Annotated in this window: 11 protein-coding genes; 4 read left to right on the top strand and 7 right to left on the bottom strand. The window is 71.3% G+C overall.

The features are described 5' to 3' along the window. Positions 1-11: 11 nt before the first annotated feature. The 6 genes from C7Y72_RS12145 to C7Y72_RS12120 all read right to left on the bottom strand — a co-directional run bounded on the left by C7Y72_RS12145 (position 12) and on the right by C7Y72_RS12120 (position 6943). Complete coding sequence (locus C7Y72_RS12145; RefSeq protein ID WP_107568978.1) at positions 12-791, bottom strand: SDR family NAD(P)-dependent oxidoreductase; 780 nt, start codon at positions 789-791, stop codon at positions 12-14. Positions 792-798: 7 nt separating this feature from the next. Further along, positions 799-1944 carry a thiolase family protein gene (locus C7Y72_RS12140; RefSeq protein WP_107568977.1) on the bottom strand — a complete coding sequence of 382 codons (1146 nt, stop codon included), beginning with the start codon at positions 1942-1944 and terminating at the stop codon, positions 799-801. A gap of 198 nt (positions 1945-2142) precedes the next feature. After that, positions 2143-3651, bottom strand: coding sequence for a calcium-binding protein (locus C7Y72_RS23325; RefSeq protein ID WP_158276826.1), 1509 nt, complete (start codon positions 3649-3651; stop codon positions 2143-2145). 102 nt (positions 3652-3753) lie between these two features. Beyond that, positions 3754-5949 carry a CHASE domain-containing protein gene (locus tag C7Y72_RS12130; RefSeq protein ID WP_107568976.1) on the bottom strand — a complete coding sequence of 732 codons (2196 nt, stop codon included), beginning with the start codon at positions 5947-5949 and terminating at the stop codon, positions 3754-3756. Positions 5950-5988: 39 nt separating this feature from the next. Then, positions 5989-6672 (bottom strand): response regulator, encoded by a 684-nt coding sequence (locus C7Y72_RS12125; RefSeq protein ID WP_233243818.1) that lies wholly within the window; start codon positions 6670-6672, stop codon positions 5989-5991. A gap of 64 nt (positions 6673-6736) precedes the next feature. Further along, positions 6737-6943 carry a hypothetical protein gene (locus tag C7Y72_RS12120; RefSeq protein ID WP_107568975.1) on the bottom strand — a complete coding sequence of 69 codons (207 nt, stop codon included), beginning with the start codon at positions 6941-6943 and terminating at the stop codon, positions 6737-6739. A 189-nt stretch (positions 6944-7132) separates the two neighbouring features. Between C7Y72_RS12120 and C7Y72_RS12115 the strand changes: the two genes are divergently transcribed. The 4 genes from C7Y72_RS12115 to C7Y72_RS12100 all read left to right on the top strand — a co-directional run bounded on the left by C7Y72_RS12115 (position 7133) and on the right by C7Y72_RS12100 (position 16858). Further along, positions 7133-10555, top strand: a complete 3423-nt coding sequence (locus C7Y72_RS12115; RefSeq protein ID WP_146175356.1) for an Ig-like domain repeat protein — start codon at positions 7133-7135, stop codon at positions 10553-10555. A 659-nt stretch (positions 10556-11214) separates the two neighbouring features. Continuing rightward, positions 11215-11511 carry a helix-turn-helix domain-containing protein gene (locus tag C7Y72_RS24270; RefSeq protein ID WP_107568973.1) on the top strand — a complete coding sequence of 99 codons (297 nt, stop codon included), beginning with the start codon at positions 11215-11217 and terminating at the stop codon, positions 11509-11511. Then, the gene (locus C7Y72_RS12105) at positions 11508-12698 is read left to right on the top strand and encodes a tyrosine-type recombinase/integrase (RefSeq protein ID WP_146175355.1); all 1191 of its coding nucleotides are present in this window, start codon (positions 11508-11510) and stop codon (positions 12696-12698) included. Before C7Y72_RS24270 ends, C7Y72_RS12105 begins: the two co-directional genes overlap by 4 nt. A 374-nt stretch (positions 12699-13072) precedes the next feature. Beyond that, on the top strand, positions 13073-16858 hold the full coding sequence (locus C7Y72_RS12100; RefSeq protein WP_107568971.1) for an HD domain-containing phosphohydrolase: 3786 nt from the start codon (positions 13073-13075) through the stop codon (positions 16856-16858). A gap of 559 nt (positions 16859-17417) precedes the next feature. Here C7Y72_RS12100 and C7Y72_RS12095 read toward each other — a convergent pair. Then, a complete protein-coding gene (locus C7Y72_RS12095; protein ID WP_107568970.1) occupies positions 17418-19505 on the bottom strand; it encodes a GGDEF domain-containing protein in 2088 nt (695 codons plus the stop codon). Positions 19506-19656 lie beyond the last annotated feature (151 nt).

The following is a 19656-nucleotide window of genomic DNA, read 5'->3' as shown; positions in this document are numbered from 1 at the left end:
GATGCCGGCGGTCAGCCGGTCATGCCCACGCTCAGGCCGCCGGACACGTTCAGGGTCTGCCCGTGGACGTAGTCGGAGGCCGGGGAGCACAGGTAGTAGATCCCCCGCGCGGCCTCGTCGGCGGTGGCTCCGCGACCGAGCGGGATGTGCGTCGCGAGCCCCTGGCGCGCGGCCTCGGGGAGGTCGGCGGTCAGCCGGGTCTCGATGAGCCCGAACGCCACCGCGTTGACGTTGATCCGGTGGCCGCCCCACTCCTTGGCGAGCGCCCGCGTGAGGCCGACCGCCCCGCCCTTGGCCGCCGCGTACGCGACCTGGCCGGCATTGCCCATCACGCCGGCGAGGGACACGACGTTGACCACCTTGCGGAAGACCTCGATCCCTTCCGCGCGCTCCTTCTTCGCCGGCTCGCGCAGGTGCGGCGCCGCCGCCCGCAGGATCCGGAACGGCACGACCGTGTGGATGTCGAGCATCGCCTGGAACTGCTCGTCGGTGACCTTGTGGATCGGACCGTCCCACGCGTAGCCCGCGTTGTTGACGACGATGTCGAGGCGGCCGAACGTGTCGACCGCGTGCTGCACGAGGGCGTCGCAGACGCCGTCGGCGGTGAGGTCCCCGACGTGCGCGCTCCCCGGCGTCGCCAGCGCCGCGGCGACCGCGCCCGCCTCGTCCCCGTCGCGGTCGCTGACCACGACGTGCGCGCCGGCGGCCGCCAGCTTCAGCGCGGCCTGCTCGCCGATGCCGCGTCCGGCGCCGGTGACGATCGCGACCTTGCCCTGCAGTTCCTGGGACATGCCTCTCCTAGAGGATCTCGATGATGGTGGCGTTGGCCATGCCGCCGCCCTCGCACATGGTCTGCAGCCCGTAGCGGCCGCCGGTGTCCCGCAGGTGGTGGATCAGCGTCGTCATGATCCGGGCGCCTGAGCCGCCGATCGGATGCCCGAGCGCGATCGCGCCGCCGTTGGGGTTGAGCTTCTCGCGGTCGGCGCCGGTCTCGGCGAGCCACGCCAGCGCGACGGACGCGAAGGCCTCGTTGACCTCGAAGACGTCGATGTCCTCGAGGCCAAGCCCGGCCTTCGCGAGCGCCTTCGCCGTCGCGGGGATCGGCGCCGTGAGCATGATCACCGGGTCGGTGGCGGCCATCACCGCGGTGTGGACGCGCGCCAGCGGCGTCAGCCCGAGCTCGCGCGCGCGCTCGCCCGTCGTCATCAGCAGCGCGCCGCCCCCGTCGCTGATCTGCGAGGCGTTGCCCGCCGTCACCGTGCCGTCCTCCGTGAAGGCGGAGCGGATCTGGGCGAGCTTCTCGACCGTGCCGCCGCGGCGCACGCCCTCGTCGGTGTCGATGACCGTCCCGTCGTCCAGCGTCACGGGCGCGATCTGGGCCGCGAAGCGCCCCGCGTCGATCGCCGCGGCCGCGCGCTCATGGGAGGACAGCGCGTACTCGTCCAGCTGCGTGCGCGAGAGCGACCAGCGCTCGGCGATCATCTCGGCCCCGACGCCCTGGTTGGGGACGATGCCGTCGTAGCGCGCGAGGAGACCGGGCCCGTACGGCTCGCCGCCCTCCGCCGAGACACCCATCGGCACCCGCGACATCGACTCCATCCCACCCGCGACGACCACGTCGTACTGGCCACTCACGAGGCCGGCGGCGGCGAAGTGCACCGCCTGCTGCGAGGAGCCGCACTGCCGGTCCAGCGACACGCCCGGCACCTCCTCCGGCCAGCCCGCCGCGAGGACCGCGCTCCGCGCGACGTTGAAGGACTGGTCACCGACCTGCGCCCCGACCCCCCAGATGACGTCGTCGACCACGGCCGGATCCACCCCCGTGCGATCGACCAGCGCACCGAGGAGGTGCGCCGACAGGTCGACGGGGTGGACGGTGGACAGACCGCCACCACGCTTGCCCACAGGGGTCCGGACGGCTTCGACGATGACGGCATCTCGCATGCCGCCAACATATCGGACATAGCGTCCGGTCGCTCTGTGCGAGCGAGAGGAGCGTCGCGGGCATCCCGGCGAGGCGCCTCAGGAGGGCGGTCGCGGCGTGCGGCACACGTGCGCCTGCTCGCGACCACCCTGCTGCCGTGCCTCGGGGCTCGGGGCTCCGGAACCGCGGTCCCCGCGGCGACGACGCCGCGAGGCCCCCTACCGTGCCGTCGTGATGGACAGCGTCCGGCTCCCCGTTGCCGTGTTGCCCGCGGCGTCGACCGTCGTCGTGCGGACCGTGAGCCGCGGTCGCGCGAGCCGCGCCAGGGTCCGCGACTGCGCGACGGTGAGCGTGCGGCTGAGCGCGCGCGTCGCCCCACCGGGGATGACCGCGACCGCGGTCCCCGCGTCGATCCCGACGGTGCGCCGGCCGCGACGGCCGGCTGCGCGCAGGCCGGCGACGACGACGCAGCGCGCTTCGGTGGCCGGGCAGCTCGCCACGACGCTCAGGCGGCGTCCGACCCGCCGCGCTCCGCTGAGCGTCGGCCGCGGGGCGAGGACGTCGGCGGCGGCGACCGGTACGGCGGGCCCGGCGGGCCCGCCCGTCGGCGCGGGGGCGGCGAGGGGCACCGGCACGGCGGTGGCGTCCGTCGCTGCCGGGACGTCGATGGTCTCGCACGCGGTGAGGAGATCCTCGCGGTCACCCTGCAAGGTGTCGACCCCGGCACCGCAGCGCACCGTGTCGGCGACGCCGTCGCGCACGGCGATGTCGTCGTTCCCGCCGCCGCCGTCGACGGTGTCCGCGCCGCCCCCGCCGACGATGCGGTCCGCACCGAGGCTGCCGAACAGCGTGTCGGCCTGACCGGTTCCCAGCACCGTGTCGTCGCCCGCCCCCATGTCGGCGACCAGCGAGCCGGAGAACGCGCTCGCGTCGATGGTCTGGTTCCCGGCGGGCAAGCTGACGTTGTACGTCTCGACGCCGACCGCAGCTCGGGTCTCGGACACGTCGAACGCCGGAACGTCGACCGTGAACCCGTCGTCCCTCAGCGTGAGCGTGACCGCGTCGATCGCGTCGTTGGGCGTCCCGAGCTGCACGATGTCCGCCCCCTCGCCGCCCGACACGGGGCCGTTCGGCGTGACCAGGAGATCATCCGCGGGCCCGCCCTCGCTGGTGCCTGCCCCGATGATCACGTCGGCACCCTCGCCGCCGTCCGCGTTCTCGGCACCGTCGATGACGTCGTCGCCCGCGCCGCCCTGCGCCGTCGTGACGAACTGGATCACGTCGTCGCCGCCGTTGCCGCGGGCGATCCCCTCGTTGCCGGTGAGGAGATCGTCGAGGGGTGAGCCCTCGAGCAGTCCGCCTCCGGACCCTTCGTTGCCGACGATCCGCGCGATCATCGGGAACGCCTCCCGCGTGACCGCCCGCAGGTCGATGGTGTCCGCGCCGTTGTTGCCGCGCACCTCGAGCTGCGTCACCGCGGCGCAGGGGAGGAGGTCGGTCGCATCGCCCTGGGTCCGCAGCTGACCGCCGACGCAGACCGGGACGATCGTGTCGTCGGCATCGTCGCCGACGAGCTTCACGACGCCGGTCCCGGCGACCACCGACGGCGTGATCGCCGCCCCCGCGGGAGGCGCGGCGGTCGCGAACGCGAGGACGGTGAGGGTGGCGAGCGCCGTGCCGGTGCGTCCGGCGCTCGAGGACGACGGGATTCCCCTGGAAGAGTGCATGCCCGACACCCTCGATGCGGGGAATCCTCACGCCAAGCCGTTTGGGCCGGTCGACGGAGGGTGGGCGGTCGTCGCGCCCACCGATCGGACCATCGCGTGCGATCAGGCCGCGGTCACCGTCGCGCTGCGACGCAGGACGGCGACGAGGTCAGCGGCGATGACGGGCTTGGCGACGAAGTCCTCCATCCCTGCGGCGGCGGCCTCCTCCCGCGCGGCGGCGGTCACGTCGGCCGTCATCGCGACGATCCGCGGGCGCCGCGGCGCCGGGATCGTCGCGACGAGCTCGCGTGCCGCGGCGAGACCGTCGAGCACGGGCATGTGGAGGTCGAGGAAGACGACATCGTAGGGCTGGCGCACCACCGCGGCGACCGCCTCCTCGCCGTCGCCGACGACGTCGGCGCAGAGACCGAGCTGGCCGAACACGTCGCGCACCATGAGCTGGTTGAGCGGGTTGTCCTCGGCGACCAGCACGCGCAGCGCCGCGAACGCGTCGTCGACCGCGGGGACGGGGTCGGGCACCGCCGGGCGGATCGGAGCCTGCGCCGCGCCGACGCAGGCCCAGAAGTGCAGCGTCGCTCCGCCTCCGGGCGTGTCCTGGACCTCGATGCGGCCGCCCATCGCCTCGACCAGGCGCGAGGCAATCGACAGTCCGAGGCCCGTGCCGCCGACGCGGCCCGTCCCCTGCTCGAACGGTTCGAAGATCCGGTCCCGGTCCGCCGGGTCGATCCCCGGACCGGTGTCCGCAACCGTCAGGTCGAGCTCCCACCCGTCCGGGACCGGCGTGGCGCCGACGCCCACGCGCACCCGGCCGGCCTCCGGCGAGTGGCGGACCGCGTTGGCCAGCAGGTTGAGCAGGACCTGCCGCAGGCGCCCGTCGTCCCCGTGAACCCAGGGCGGCGTGCCCGGGGCGATGTCGACCTCGACGCTCACCCGACGCGCTTCGGCGTCGGCGCGGATGAGGTCGACCGTTCCGACGATCAGGCCCCGCACCTCGAGCGGCCCAGCCTCGAGCTCGATGCGGCCGGCCTCGAGCTTCGAGACGTCGAGGATCTCGTTGATGAGGCCGAGAAGGTGCTCGCCGCTGGACCGGATGACGCGCGCCCGCTCGTGCTGCTCCTCGCTCAGCGGTGCGCGCAGGAGCATGCTGCTCATCCCGACCACCGCGTTCATCGGCGTGCGGATCTCGTGCGACATCGTCGCCAGGAACGTCGCCTTCGCCCGATCGGCGGCCTGCGCCTCGTCGCGAGCGCGCTCGAGGACGATCGCCTGCTCCGCGAGCGTGGCCGCCTGGCGTCGCGAGCTGCCGGCGGCGAGGGCGATGAGCGCGAGCAGGCCGGTGACCAGCGTCCCACCGAGAAGGATCGCGAGCGGGACGACCGTCGTCGAGGTGGACGCGAAGTCCGCGCCGGCGACGTAGCGGCCCTGCCAGATGCGGCCCGGCATCCGCAAGGCGCTCGTGCCGCGGAACGTGTCGTCGGTCTCGTCCGGGAGGGCTCGCGGCGCTCCGGTCCGCGTGACCCCCGCGGTGCTCGCGAGGAGGGCGCCCTGGCCGTCGGTGAGCTCGAAGTCCAGGGGGGACGGCGCCCGCCCGAGGAGCCCCCGAAGGAACTCGTTCGCGGTGAACGCGGCGGTGAGCCACCCGAGGTCCCGGCCGTCCTTGCGCAGCCCGACGAACGCGATGAAGCCCGCCGTGTCCGGGTCGGTGCCGCGCAGGTTGACCCGCCGGGTGATGCGCGCCTGACCGCTGCGCAGGGCGTCGAGCATGACGGCGCGACGGCCCGGTTCCCGGATCATGTCCGCGCCGAGCGCGCCGATGTTGCGCACGAACGGGGCGGTGTAGAGCAGCGGGCTGTGGAGGTCCCCGCCGCCCCGCGACCCGGCCGGCGCGACCAGCTCATAGGTGCGCAACGCGTTCGTCGGCGGAACGCCCGGAGGCAGTGGCTCGGCGCGGACGCGCGCGAGGAAGTCGGGGAGATCGGCCCTGCGCACGAGCGGCGCGTAGCTCAGCGACTTGAAGCCGGGGTAGTTGCGATCGAGCTCCAGCAGCTCGACGAAGCGCAGCCACTCCGTGCGCGACACCTTCTCCGAGGCCTCGAACAGGCCGAGGCCGCCGCGCACGACCTGCACGTAGGTCGCCATGCGGTCCTCGATCGCGGCGTCGATCCGCTCGATCTCGCTGCGGAAGCGCTCCTCGTCGCGGTCCGCGAGCACGCCATGGGCGAGCCACGCCCCAAGCGCCGTCATCAGCAGCAGCGCGGCGACCAATCCGCCGACACGCGCGTTCCCGTGTGCCCCCACACCGCGGATGCTCCCACGGCACGGGCCTCGGCGCGAGCGTTACTGCAACACGCCACGCCGGAACGCGACCGCGACGGCTGCCGCGCGGTCCGAGACCCCGAGCTTCGTGTACAGCGTGTGGAGATGGCTCTTGACCGTCGCGGGGGCGAGGTACAGCTCGCCGGCGATCTCGGGCGCCGAGCGCCCCTCGGCGATGAGCTCGAGGACCTCACGCTCGCGATCGGTGAGCTCGATGAGTGCCGGGACGCCACGCTGGTCGCGCACGGCGCGGGCCAGGAGCGAGGACGCCGCCGGGGAGAGCACGACGTCGCCGTCCGTCGCCGCCCGCGCCGCGGCGCTGATCTCCTGCGGGCCCGCGTCCTTGAGCAGGACGCCGAACGCGCCCACCGCGATCGCCTGGTGGACGGTCGGCCCGTCGAGGTGCGACGAGATCAGGACGACGCGCGTCGCGAGGTCGGCGCCGACGACCTCCTCGAGGACCTCGAGGCCGCTCATCCCGGGCATGTCGATGTCCATGACCGCGACGTCCGGCTCGTGGCGACGAATCGCGGCGAGCGCCCGTGTCCCGTCCGAGACGTGGCCGAGGAGGTCGAGATCAGGGTGGGCGTTGACCGCCCGGGCGAGGCCGTCGCGGTAGAGCGGGTGGTCGTCGGCGACGAGCACCGAGATCCCGATCCGGACGGGTGGGTCGGGTCCAGCGCTCGTCATCGTCGTCGTGGGCACGGCGCGATCGTCGTCGGCGCAGGCGCCGAGAGCAAGGCCGGGCACTGCGATTCCACCGATCGGCTCATCCGGTCGGTGGAGGCAGGTGCTCGTCGAGGGTGCGCTCGATCCGCGCGGCGGCCCGCGCGATCTCCTCGAGGCGCTCGAACTGGTGCGCCGGGGGGTTCTCGGCCAGCAGCGACCGGGCCGCCCAGCCGATCGCGGTCGCCTCCCCGCGCAGGTCGTGGCGCAGCTTGCGCCGATCGAGCGCATCGTCGGTGGGGGCCGTCACGCCGCGGATCGTCGCCGCTGGGCCGCAGGACCGCAACTCCACCGATCGGTGGAGCGCGCGGCCCGGTCGCATCGTCCGGTCGGACGAAACGCGTTGCCGGAGAGTCCCGAGCCGCGCAGGGTGGTCGAGGGGCAGCGCACGCAGGGCGCCTCCCGGCGCGACACCGACCACGAGAGGGACCACCCCACCATGCGCACGACCACCAGGAGGCCGCTCGCCGCGGTCCTGACGCTGCCGCTCGCGGCGCTGCTCACCACCACGGCGCTCGCCGCGCCGGCCGCGCACGCCGCCGCGTTCCCCACCGGCACGCTCGACTGCTACGTCGACCGCACCGACAGCCTCGGCTGGCTGTGGGACGTCCGGCAGGACGGCACGATCGGCAACGGCGGCGGCGACAGTGTCGACGAGCCGGTCAGCGGCCTCTACGACGGCGCGTTCGACGAGTTCCCGGAACTCGAGGTCGACGGGGACACCTGGTTTCCGCAGAACGCGGGGTGCGGTCGCGCCCTCGCCGGTCGCGAGGTGACGACCCCCGTGGAACCCGCCGGCGTGACCCCCGGGGTCGTCGCGCAGCGCGCCGTGTACGTGCCGAGAACCGGCCCCGCGGTCGCCCGCCTTCGCACGGCGCTCACGAACACGACCGCCGCGCCGGTCACGGTCGACGTCCGCTTCGACGGTGAGTTCGACTCCAATGCCGACGACGCCTTCGTGCTACGCGGCACGGGCGAGGCACCCGGCGTCGTCGACACGGACCTCACCGGCGACGACCGCTGGCTCGCGTTCGACATGACGAACCCGGACGGCGTGCTGATCGACGCGGGGACGCTGCTCCTCGTCGACGGGTTCGGCGCGCCGGCCGACCGCTACGACACGCTCACGTTCCCGCTCACACCCGACCCCGAAGCGGTCACCTGGGACTACGGGGCCGTGACGATCGCGCCCGACGAGACGGTCGAGTTCGTTCAGTTCGCCGGTCAGCGCGACGAGGCGCTCCCGTTCCAGCTCGACGCCGACGGCGTCTACCGTGCCTCGGACGAGCTGTGGGCGGGGATGAGCGCCAGGGAGCGTGCCCGCGTCCGCAACTGGGACGCCCGCGAGCCCGACACGACGGTCACCGCGGGTCCGGGCACGACGAACGACACCACCCCGGCGTTCACCTTCACCGGGTCCCTCGGGCCGGTGACGTTCGAGTGCCGCGTGCATCCGGTGCAGACCGGCTTCACGCCGTGCGCGCCGGGAGTCGGGCTCCATGCGCTCGCCGACGGCGACTACCGGCTTGACGTCAGGGCGCGACGCGCCGCGACCCTCGTCGTCGACGAGAGCCCCGCCTCGCGCGCCTTCACCATCGACACCGACGCGCCGACCGCCGAGATCACGAGCGGGCCGACCGGCCGCCAGGCGACGGCCTCCGCGACGTTCACCTACAGGGCGGACGAACAGGGCGTCACGTACCAATGCCGGCTCCAGCCGATCGGCGGGTACGAGTCCTGCGGCCCGACTGCATCGTTCCCCGCGCTCACCGACGGTGCATACACGTTCGACGTGTTCGCGACCGACGTGGCCGGCAACCGCTCGCCCGTCGAGAGCCGCTCCTTCACCGTCGATACGACCCCGCCCGACACGACACTCACGGCGACCCCGGCCGCGCTCTCGTCGAACACGACGCCGACGTTCGCGTTCACGAGCGCGGCGGGGGCGACGTTCCGCTGCCGTGTCGGAACATCGGGGCCGTTCGAGACGTGCGCGTCCCCGCTGACGCTGCCGTCGCTCGATGACGGGGCGTACGCGTTCCAGGTGCGGGCAGTCGACGACGTCGGCAATGCCGACGCGACACCCGCGTCGTTCGCGTTCACGGTGGATACGACGGCGCCGCGCACGACGATCGACAGCGGACCGTCGGGCCGCGTCGCCTCCACGACGGCGGCCTTCACGTTCTCGGTGACCGGTGGCCCGACGCTCACCGAGTGCAGCCTCGACGGCGCGGCCTTCGGCGCGTGCGTGTCGCCGGTGTCGTCCACCGGCCTGGCGGAGGGCACGCACACGCTCGACGTCCGCTCTCGCGACGCGGCGGGCAACGTGGAGGCGCCGGTCCGCCGCACCTGGACCGTCGACGTCTCCGCTCCGGACACGACGTTGACGCTCGTCCCGGCGGCGGTCTCGTCGGACACCACGCCGACCTTCGGGTTCTCGGCCAGCGAGGCGGGCGCGACCTTCGTCTGCGCGCTCGACGGTGGCAGCTACGACACCTGCTCCTCACCGCGAACGACCGCGATGCTGGCGGAGGGTGAGCACACGTTCGCGGTCGCGGCGCGTGATGACCTCGGCAACGTCGATCCGACGCCGGCGACGTACGCGTTCACGATCGACAGCGCACCGTCGACGACGACGATCACCAGCGGGCCGGAGGGCCCGACCACGCAGACGACGGCGACGTTCGCGTTCGCCGCGCCGGACGCCGCGTCCTTCGAGTGCCGTCTTGTCGGCCGGGACTTCGCGCCCTGCACCGACTCCGCGACGTTCACGGACCTCGCGGACGGCGAGTACACGTTCCAGGTCCGCGCACTCGACGCGGCAGGCAACGTCGAGGAGCCCGCGGCAGCCCGGAGCTTCACGGTCGACACCACGGGTCCGGACACGACGATCACCGCCGCACCCGGCGCGCTGATCAGCGACCCGAACCCGTCGCTCGCCTTCACGGCGTCCGAGCCCGGAGCAGCGTTCCGCTGCGCCGTCGACGGCGGCGCAGCGGAGGCTTGCACCTCGCCGTTCACCACGCCCGCACTGTCGGACGGGTCCCGCACGATCACGGTGACGGCGGTCGACGCGCTCGGGAACGCCGACCCGACGCCCGCGACCTCGACGTTCCGCGTCGACACCACCGCGCCCGAGACGACGCTGACCAGCGCGCCGCCGACGTCCTCGACCTCGGTGGTCGCGGACTTCGGGTTCGCAGCCTCCGAGAACGCGACGTTCGAGTGCCGGATCACCCCCGCCCCGTTCGCGACCTGCCCCTCGCCGTTGAAGCTCGGGCCGCTGGAGCCCGGCTCCTACGAGCTCGAGGTCCGCGCCCGCGACGCGGCCGGCCTTCTCGACGCCAGCCCTGCCGTGTCGCGATTCACCGTCCTCGCGCCGGCGACAGCGGCTCCGGTGACGGCGGTCTCGGCACCGTCGCCCGCGGTCCCCGCGCCGACCAACGTCCCGCCCGTGCTCTCGGGGCTCAAGGTCCGCGCCAGGTGCTCACGATCGACGACACGCAGTGCCACGTTCACGCTCAGTGAGGACGCCGAGGTGCGGTTCGTCCTGCTGCGCCGCCGCTCGCCGGCCTGGCGCAGCTGCCCCAGCGTCAGCAACGCCCGGCGCGAGGACCGCACCCCGGTGACGACGATCGGCCGCGGCAGCATCCCGTTCGACGGCGGCGACCGGGTCCAGACGGTCGCCACGACCCGGCCGGCCCTGCGGCGCGCCCGCGCCGCCGCCACCGAGAAGCTCATCGACGCCGCGAAGCTCCGGCCCGGCACCTATGTGCTGATGGCCGTCGCCCGCGACGCCGGCGGGGCCGAGTCGGCGACCGTCTCGGCGAAGTTCTGGGTGCTGGCTCCGCGCAAGCGCTGAGCCGGGACCTGGTGCACGCACCAGCCGCGCCGAGCGTGTCCGCGCCCGCTACCCGCGGGCGCGGACACTCGGCGCGCACTCCCGGAGCGCGCGGGGACGGCCGACGAGCCTCTTCATCGGCCGCGTCCGGGTGATGCGGGCACGCGGGAAGTCGCGGCGGCGGCGACGGCCTCACGGTCGCCGCTACCCCGCACGGCGAGCACGTAGGACCGGCTGGGGACGCTTCGCCGCAGCGGCACCGCAAGGACCCGGGACCGCGTCAGCCCCGCGGGGCTGACGCCCGACCGTGCCCGGCGTGTGGAGCGCGCACCGCCTGGCAGCGTGGACACCTCGCATACCGCGGCTGGTGAGCGACGCAGGAGAGACCGACGTGGTGCCGGCAGACCTGCGGCCTCCCGAGCGCCGCCGATGCGCCGCTGCAGCCGACCTCGTAGCGCAGCCATCGCGATCGCGGGAGCCGAAACCCGCTGTACAACGGCGAAAGCCGCCCGGCGAGAGGCGGCTTCCGTGCTGGTTCGTTCTGAGGAACGAACCAAGTAGCGGGGGCAGGATTCGAACCTGCGACCTTCGGGTTATGAGCGCGACCTACGAGGTCAGCTCAGGCTTGTGAGCAGCGTTCATGGGCGCCGGCCGGGTCTCCAATCAGGAGACCTTCGCTCATGTTGCGACCTAGATTGAGACCTCACCCGCACGAAACTCAGGGGGAGGTAGTTGGCGACTCACGCGACTGGGTAGGTATGACACCTCTCAACAGCCAGCGTCATCTCCCATCGCCTGACGACGCTCTGCTCGACGCAGCAGAAGCCGCCAAGCTCCTCCACGTCCCCACCAGCTGGGTATACGCGGAAGCCCGAGCAGGACGTCTCCCCCACGTCCGGGTCGGTCGTTATCGCCGCTTCCGCCGCGGCACGCTCGAGGAGTGGATCGCCTCCCAGGAACGGGGGCCACGGCGATGAGCGCCAAGCAGAAGCCGCGTCGCGCGTACGGCGTCGGCACCCTCGAGACCAGGGTCAACAAGCACGGGCGTGAGGTCTACTACGGCCGCTTCCGCGCCGGCGGCCGACAGATCCGCCGCAAGCTCGGGCTGAAACGGCGGGCCGGCGAGTCGACCGGAATGACCAAGGCCGAGGCGGAGCGGGCCCTGCAGAAGCTCATCGAGGCCTACGCACGCCTCACGCCCGTCTCGGAGCGAATCAATCTGCAGGTCGCCGGTGAGCGCTACCTCGTGCACCTCGAGCAGGTGATGAAGCGCAAGCCGACCACGATCCAGGACTACGAGATCATGCTCCGCAAGCATCTCGTCCCGTTCTTCAAGGGCAGGTCGCTTGAGAACGTCGACACCCAGCTCGTCGCCGACTACCTCGTCGCCAAGCAGCTCGACGGGCTCGCAAGCAAAACCGTCGGCAACCAGCTCACGTTCCTCCACGGCGTCTTCCGCCACGCCATGAAGAAAGGCTGGGCCAGCGCCAACCCGGTCGCCGCCGTCGATCGACCGCGGGAGGACGTGACCGACCCGGACATCCGATTCCTGACCCACGAGGAACTCGAAGCGCTCCTCCGGGCAGTGGATGACCCGGAGTTCGCGCAGGTCGACTACCCGCTCTTCTTGGTCGCTGCGACCTGCGGTCTGCGCCAGGGCGAACTCGTCGCACTTCGCTGGCGCGACGTCGACTGGACCGCCGGCGTCATCCGCGTTCGGCGCAACTACACACGCGGGAACTGGGGCACCCCGAAATCCCGCCGCTCCAGCCGGGCGGTCCCGATGATCGATCGCACGGAAGGGGCGCTCGACCGGCTCCACCAGCAGTCCCGCTACCGAGAGGACGACGACCTCGTCTTCGGCCACCCCGAGCTGGGCTCCGTCCTCGACGCCTCCAAGCTCCGCAAGCGCTTCAAGAAAGCGCTCGACGACGCAGGAGTTCGAGCAATCCGATTCCACGATCTCCGACACACCTTTGGGACACAGGCCGCGGCGGCCGGCGTACCCCTCCGGACGTTGCAGGAGTGGATGGGCCACCGCGACTACAAGACCACGCTGATTTACGCCGACTATGCCCCGCGGTCGCAGGAACGACAGATGATGGAGCGAGCTTTTGCCAACCCGCACGCGAGCGGATTGGCAGTGCAGGACGCCCGCTGCTGAGGACACCCTGAGCGGGCCCCCGACAGTAAGCCCGTTGACCCCTTCCTTACCACCTTTCGAGGTGCGGGTCGGCAGGTCCCTCACGGTTCAGGAGGCTGATGAATGCCGGAACTGACGATCCTGTTGGTACTTCTCGGACCCGAGCGCGTGCCCCGGAAATGCCTCAGAAAACTGGACCCGGTTGCGGATGCCCGCCCGCTGGCCCTGGGCCACCGACTTCCTCGACTCGCGTTCGGCCACTCGACGACACCGACGACGGCACCGCCGACCCCTCGACGATCGACATCGGCGCCGACGACCTCAACGGACTCGGCCGCTGACGCGGCCGACCGAGACAAGACGATGGATCGAGGCTAAGCTGGGCCGCTGCCCGGTTGCTCCAGATCGAGGTCAGGCGAGCGAGGCGTGACGTGAACGATGAACGGTCAGCGGTTCAGCGCACCGCGGTGGGTTCCCTTTTCGTGTGGCAGCGGCGGTCGCTCGTCGCCGCCTGGGTCGTGGCGGGGACGTTGCTCGCCGCCTACTCGGCGTTCATCGCAGGCCTCGTCGACGGACCCGCAGACTTCTGGAACCACTGGGTCTACGAGTCCATCCTCCTCCTCGCCGTCATGCTCACGGGGTGGCGCGCCGTCGCGGTGCCACGGCAGCGCCGCGCGTGGGGCTTCATCGCGACTGGCCTCGCCCTGTACGCGGCGGCGAGCATCTACTACGTCGTCCTGCTCTCGGGCGTCGCCGAGCCGCCGCATCCGTCGCCTTCCGACCTCCTCTTCTTCGCGTCCTACGCGGTCCTCTATGTCGGGCTCGTGCTGCTCGTGCGCACGGACGCTCCTGCCCGGCCCGTGACGACACTGCTGGAAGCGCTCGCCGGTGCCTTGGCGATCGCCGCGCTGATCGCGGCGGTGGCTCTGTCGCCTGGAGTGCTGCAGGTCGACGACGTAGCGACTTCGGAGCTCATCACCAACGTGCTCTATCCGTCACTTGACGTCGTGCTGCTGGCGTTGGTCACCGGCGGAGCGATCCTCAAGGGCAGCAGGCTCGGCGTTCCGTACCTCGTCCTGTCGGCCAGCTTCCTGCTGCTCACCCTCGCCGACGTCACCTTCCTCGTCCAGGTGGCTCGGGATACCTACGAAGAGGGCGGGGTCGTGGACCTTGCCTGGCCGCTCGCGGTCCTCTGGATTGCCGCGGCGTCGTGGATGCCGAGCCCCGAAGCGTCGCCGGTCGGCTCGGTATGGCTCGAGCACCGTGTCACCGCGCTGTGCGCGGTCGTCCTGCTGGGGCTTCTGACGTGGTCCATCTTCGAGCCCCTGGCACCCACGGCCCGCGTCTTTCTGGCGCTCTCGGTGGCTGCGATCGTCGCCCATCAAGTGGTTGCCACGCTTGACCGGCGACGGCTCGAACGCGAACGTCGAGCGCTTCGGATTCAGCGCGAGATCCTTCGCGACGCGCAGGAGACCGCCCGCCGGCGCCTTCACGACGAGACCCTCCAGTCCGTGCTCTCGGCCAGGCAGGACCTTGCCGACGCGATTCGCGGAGACGTGCACGCGCTCGGTTACGCGCAACGAGCACTCGACCGGGTGATGGTCGAGCTCCGGGGCGTGATGCGAGGCGTCGAGACCCCACAGCACACACCGGCCACCGTGGCCGACGCCATTCGCCAGGAGACCGCTGACGCGGCAAGACGCGGCGGATTCGACCTACGCATCGACCTGGCGCCGGAGGCCGTCGGAGTCCATGCGGACCTCATCTACGCCCTCTCTCGCGAATTCGTCGTCAACGCGTCCAAACACGCGCGCGCCTCGACGGTCGAGGTCACCGTCCGCTCCGTCGGTCCCGACACACACCTTGACGTTTCCGACGACGGGATCGGCATGTCTCCCGACGCGCTGTCCGATGCAATCGCCTCGGGACACATCGGGATGTCCGTCGCCCTCGAGCGAGTCCACGCCGCGGGGGGGACCCTTGAGGTCTCGTCCCCGGCCACGGGCGGGACGAGGATCAGCGTTTCCCTGCCCGGCCGGCATCCTGCCAGCGGGTCCCAGCGACCGCCGCGCGAGATGAACCCCCCTGGGTCGACGTCGGCCGTCGTCGTGTCGCGGCGACGAGACCGACCGCTCGGCGTCATCGCTATCGCCACAGCAGCACTCGCACTGGCCTACACCCTGCAGGCGACCCTGTCGGCCGGCGACGGAACTGTAGACCTCGTGTGGGACAAGGTTGTCTACGTCGCCATTTACCTCTTGGCAGCAGCTGCCGCGTGGCGCCGCGTGCGCATCGAGACGACCGGCATGCGACTGGCCTGGCGCTGGCTTGCGTTGGCGTTGTCGTGCTACGCCTTCGGCCAGGCCTACTGGACGCTGGTCCTCGTAGACGCCGCCGATCCGCCGTTCCCCTCACCTGCCGACGGCTTCTGGCTGCTGCTCTATCCGCTCGCGTTCATGGCCCTACTGGAGGCGACCCGTCGACGCGGGGAGAAGACGGACCTCAACATCGCGCTCGACGGGGCGCTCGGCGTCCTGGCCCTGTCCTCCGTTGCGGTCGCCTTCCTGGTCGGACCGATCCTCGATCGCGTCGGCGGCGACCTCGGGGTCGTCCTCACCAACGTGGCCTATCCCATCGGCGACCTCGCGCTGCTCGCGATCATCGTCACGGCGGCGACCGCGACACGGTGGAGGCCTGGCAGAGACCTGTTGCTGATTGCTGTCGGCCTCGCGCTCCTGGCGGTTGCCGACTGCGTCTACCTCTACCGCCTCACGACCGACACCTACCAACCCGGGACCGTGCTCGACGGCTTGTGGGCACTTGGCCTCGCCGGTCTGGCCATGGCGGCCTGTCTGCCGCCGAGAGAGCCACCGCCGATGCAGAGGGACGGGTGGCGTGTCGCGCTAGTACCCCTCGCCTTCACCGCCATCGCGCTGGTAAGTCTCGTCGCTGCGACCATCAAAGACGTCAGCCCGGTGAGTGTGGGCCTCGCCGCGGCCGCCGTTATGGTGAGCGGCGTCCGCACCGCACGAGCGTTCCGTGACACTCGGTCGCTTGACGAGACCCGAGCCGCTGCGCTTACCGACGAGCTGACCCTGCTCGGCAACCGCCGACGCCTGATGCGCGACCTGAACGCCTGGCTGGCGGAGGACCTCGAGTTCGGCCTCGCGATCTTCGACCTCGACGGCTTCAAGCGCTTCAACGACACCTACGGACACGTCGCAGGCGACGAGCTCCTGCGCACCCTCGCGGGTCGCCTTCACCGCGCCGTGGGGCAGACTGGCAAGGTGTACCGCTTGGGCGGCGACGAGTTCTGCGTCCTGTGGCAGGCGGACGCCACGGCCACGCCGAGCTCGCTCGACCCTCGTGCCCTCGTGGCGCTGCGTGCGCTCTCGACCACCACGGAGGAGCACGCGGTCAGCGCCAGCTTCGGTCTTGTCGCGTGCCCACTGGAAGCACGAACCCCGACCGAAGCGCTGCGGGTAGCCGACCGCCGCATGTATGAACGCAAAAACGCGCTCCCGTCGTCTACGCGACGCCAGGCGGCCGCGCTGCTCCTGCGAGCGCTCGAACATCAGCATCCGGAGCTCGGTGACCGCATGCGCCGCGTCACAGATCTCTCGCTGCGAGTCGCCAGACAGCTCGGCCAGACCGCCCGCCTCGACGAACTCGTTCTCGCCGCCGACCTGCACGACATCGGAAAGCTCGTCATCCCTGCCGCAACGCTCGGCAAGCGCTGTGCGCTCACCGAGGCCGAACGCGAGGTGATTGCACGACACCCTGGGACCGGAGCGGACATCCTCCGCGCGTCCCCGGAACTCGCACCGATCGCGAACATCGTGCAACACACTCACGAGCGCTGGGACGGCCACGGGTACCCCGACGGCCTTGTCGGGACGAGCATCCCACTCGCCAGCCGGATCATCCAGGTGTGTAACGCCTACGAGGCGATGACCACCGACCTGCCCCACCAACCACGCCGGACACCCGCCGCTGCGCTGGAGGAGCTCCGGCGCCACGCCGGCTCCCAGTTTGACCCGCAGGTCGTCGAAGCGCTCGGCACGGTGCTCGCCAGACCAGACATGAAGGCGCAGTCAGTGGAGGTCTCGATCGGCGAGCGGCACCCGGATCGCACGACGGCGGCTGCGGTCGATCCGACTGCGCAGCCGCCAGCGGTGTGAACCAGCGGGCGGAACGGCTAGGCGACAGGCAAACGCTCTCGGTCGTGCCCCTTTTCTCCGGCGAGAAGGGCCCCGGTCAGATCGTCAGCAACCGTGCGATGTGCCCCGGCGCGACTGACTCGCCTGGGCGTTTGTGGGTCACGACCCCTCCCCAGATTGCCGCCAACCCGGCTCGTCCCGGGAAACGCGAAACGCATGCCTTTTGCAGTGATTCGAACCGCTGACCCTTTGCTCGGACCGGCCGTGAAACGCGGGTTCAAGTGCACGTGCGGGTGGCAGGAGACAGCGAACAGCGGCGGCGCGGATCTCACGCGACGGCGAGCGTCCATCGCGTAGCGGCTCGCCTGTGCGACCTGCGTAGCAATGAGCTAGCGAGCTGTGCTCGAACACGGAGAACCGCGACGAACGCTGATCACGTGTGAGCTCGCGGTAGTGCTTCCGCAACCGACGCGAGCCGCGTGCGTACTGCTGGGCAGGACCGGGTCGACATGGCAGGTAGGTAGCGCTCGGCGGCACCTGCAGCGCGAGCGTTCCTCCGTCGACGGGCCGTGCGCAGGCCTCACGACCAGGCCGGGCGGGAAGTCGGCCCGGCTTGGGTCGGCGTCCGGGTCGAGACCCTGTGGCGGTCGCGACCGCCGTCTTTCGCTTCGTACATCGCGAGGTCGGCGCGGGCGAGAAGGTCCTCTGCACCGTCGGAGCCGGCTTCTGCGAGGACGCAGACGCCGATGCTGAGGGTCACGCGCCGGCGGCCAGGGCCGTGGGTCAGCGCGGGGTCCTCGCGGATTGCATGCAGAAGCTTGCCGGCGACCACGTCGGCGTCGGCCCTGTCGGCGTTTGGCAGGAGTACGGCGAACTCGTCGCCCCCAAGACGCGCGAGAGTGTCGTCTTGGCGAGTGTTAGAGGCCAGCACGGTCGCTACCCGTTGAATGAGCCCGTCACCGGCCCGGTGTCCAAGAGTGTCGTTGACCGTCTTGAACTGGTCGATGTCAAGGACCATGAGCGCCCCGCGGTTCGTCGCACCCCGGCGAGTGGCGAGGTGGGCAGCGAGCGCGCTCTCGAAACTCCGACGGTTGAGCAGCCCCGTGAGCGAGTCGTGATCGGCCATGTGGCGGAGCCGGTCCTCGAAGATTCTGAATTCGGAGATGTCGGCGACCTGCGCGAGGGCGTACAGCGGCTGCTCGTCGTCGTCGCGCATAAGGGTGACTTGGGCCTGAACCCACACGGTGGCTCCGTGGGCGTGGATGATGCGGTGCTCCACGGAGATCGAGTCTGTTGTTTCGCCGAGGGCCAGGAACTGCGAGGCCACGTGTTGGACGTCATCCGGGTGGACGAACGCGAACGGCTCGAGCGCGGAGAGCTCGGCGGCGGTGTGCCCGGTGATCTGGCAGATCGCGGCGTTGCAGCGGGTGAATCGACCGTCCAGCCCAACCATGACCATGCCGATCGGGGCGTTGTCGAATGCAGCACGTAGCTGTCGGTCGGCGTCGCGTCGGGCGCGGTCGGCCTCGTTGCGCGCCGTAACGTTGCGCCAGACGGCCAGCACGCCGGTGATCCGCCCGTCCTCCACGAACGGAGCGGCCTCCATCTCGAAATCCGCTCCCGGGCTGTGCAGTTCCGCGTGCCCGTGGCCGCCCGCCAGCGCTGCGCGCATCTGCGGTTCGACGACGGCGAAGTCGCCCGGATTGAAGAAGTCGCTGAGGTGGGCACCGCGGACGGACGCGTCCGTATGACCGTCCGGATCGTCCGGTCCCAGGCCTTCGACGTCGACGACCTGCAGGGCGTGGTCGTACAGCGCGACGACCGTTCCGGGCAGACTTTCAAGGATCAACCGCTGACGCTGACGTGCGACCCGGGCATCGCGCTCGGCTGCCTGACGGGCGGAGAGGTCGATGACCTGCGCGGTGACGTACGCCGGCGCGCCGTCCGCGTCGCGGACCAGAGCGGCGGAGACCAGTGCCGGAACAGCCGTGCCGTCGGGGCGTACGAAGCGTTTCTCGAGCTGAGCCGAGGCCTCCCCACCTTCGATGCACGCGCGGAAGTAGGCCGCCGTCTCTGCGAGGTCGTCTGGATGGGTCAGCGCCGCGACCTTCGTTCCCACGAGTTCGTCGATGGACCGCCCGACGATCCTCGCATAGGTCGCGTTGACCTCGACCAGCGTCCCGTCCGGGGTCGCAATCGCTGAACCCGCTGCTGCGCTCTGAAACGCCGTCCTGAACCGGGTGCGCTCAGCCCGCAGCCGGTCGAGCGTCTCGTCGCGCGCGACCTGCGTTCGACACTGCGCCGTGATGTCGGTCGCGACGCTCACCGCACCGGTCACAACGCCGTCACCGTCGCGCAGGGGCCCGAACCGCAGGAGAACGGTCGCGCCGTCGACCCACGGCTGTACGAGCTCGCGTTGCTCGCCGTCCAGCGCTGTCTCATAAAGCGCCAGGTGCTCGACCATCTCGAACGTCTCCAAGACCGCGCGCAGGCACTGCCCCGCCGGGCGGACGATGTCGGTCTCGCGCGCACGGTAGAGCTCACCCTCGACGAGCGTGACCTTCAGCTCGGCGTCACACGTGAGCACGCCTGCTCGCGGAAAGCTACGAACCAGCGTCGCCTGTGTCGTCTGCAACGGATGCGGCTCCTCGCGAACGTCCGTCGACATCCTACGGCTCACGTTCACTAGATCGGCACGCGCGCGATCTTCTTGAGGTCCAAGGAGTGTCACCCGTCTTCGGCGACGCCGAGGGAGTCCCGTTGGTGCATTGCTCCCGACCGCGAAGGGCGTCGCCTGGTCGCGAGATTCGCCCGCCGGA

The sequence above is a fragment of the Paraconexibacter algicola genome (genome assembly GCF_003044185.1).
GTDB lineage: Bacteria > Actinomycetota > Thermoleophilia > Solirubrobacterales > Solirubrobacteraceae > Paraconexibacter > Paraconexibacter algicola.
Note: the sequence above shows the minus strand (reverse complement) of the source record. Positions and strands in the feature narration are given on the sequence as shown.

Bases quoted from the DNA above. Each gene is read 5' to 3' on its own strand.
- C7Y72_RS12145 (WP_107568978.1), bottom strand. From the start codon at position 791: ATGTCCCAGGAACTGCAGGGCAAGGTCGCGATCGTCACCGGCGCCGGA.
- C7Y72_RS12140 (WP_107568977.1), bottom strand. From the start codon at position 1,944: ATGCGAGATGCCGTCATCGTCGAAGCCGTCCGGACCCCTGTGGGCAAG.
- C7Y72_RS12115 (WP_146175356.1), top strand. From the start codon at position 7,133: ATGCGCACGACCACCAGGAGGCCGCTCGCCGCGGTCCTGACGCTGCCG.
- C7Y72_RS12095 (WP_107568970.1), bottom strand. From the start codon at position 19,505: ATGTCGACGGACGTTCGCGAGGAGCCGCATCCGTTGCAGACGACACAG.
- C7Y72_RS23325 (WP_158276826.1), bottom strand. From the start codon at position 3,651: ATGCACTCTTCCAGGGGAATCCCGTCGTCCTCGAGCGCCGGACGCACC.
- C7Y72_RS24270 (WP_107568973.1), top strand. From the start codon at position 11,215: ATGTTGCGACCTAGATTGAGACCTCACCCGCACGAAACTCAGGGGGAG.
- C7Y72_RS12105 (WP_146175355.1), top strand. From the start codon at position 11,508: ATGAGCGCCAAGCAGAAGCCGCGTCGCGCGTACGGCGTCGGCACCCTC.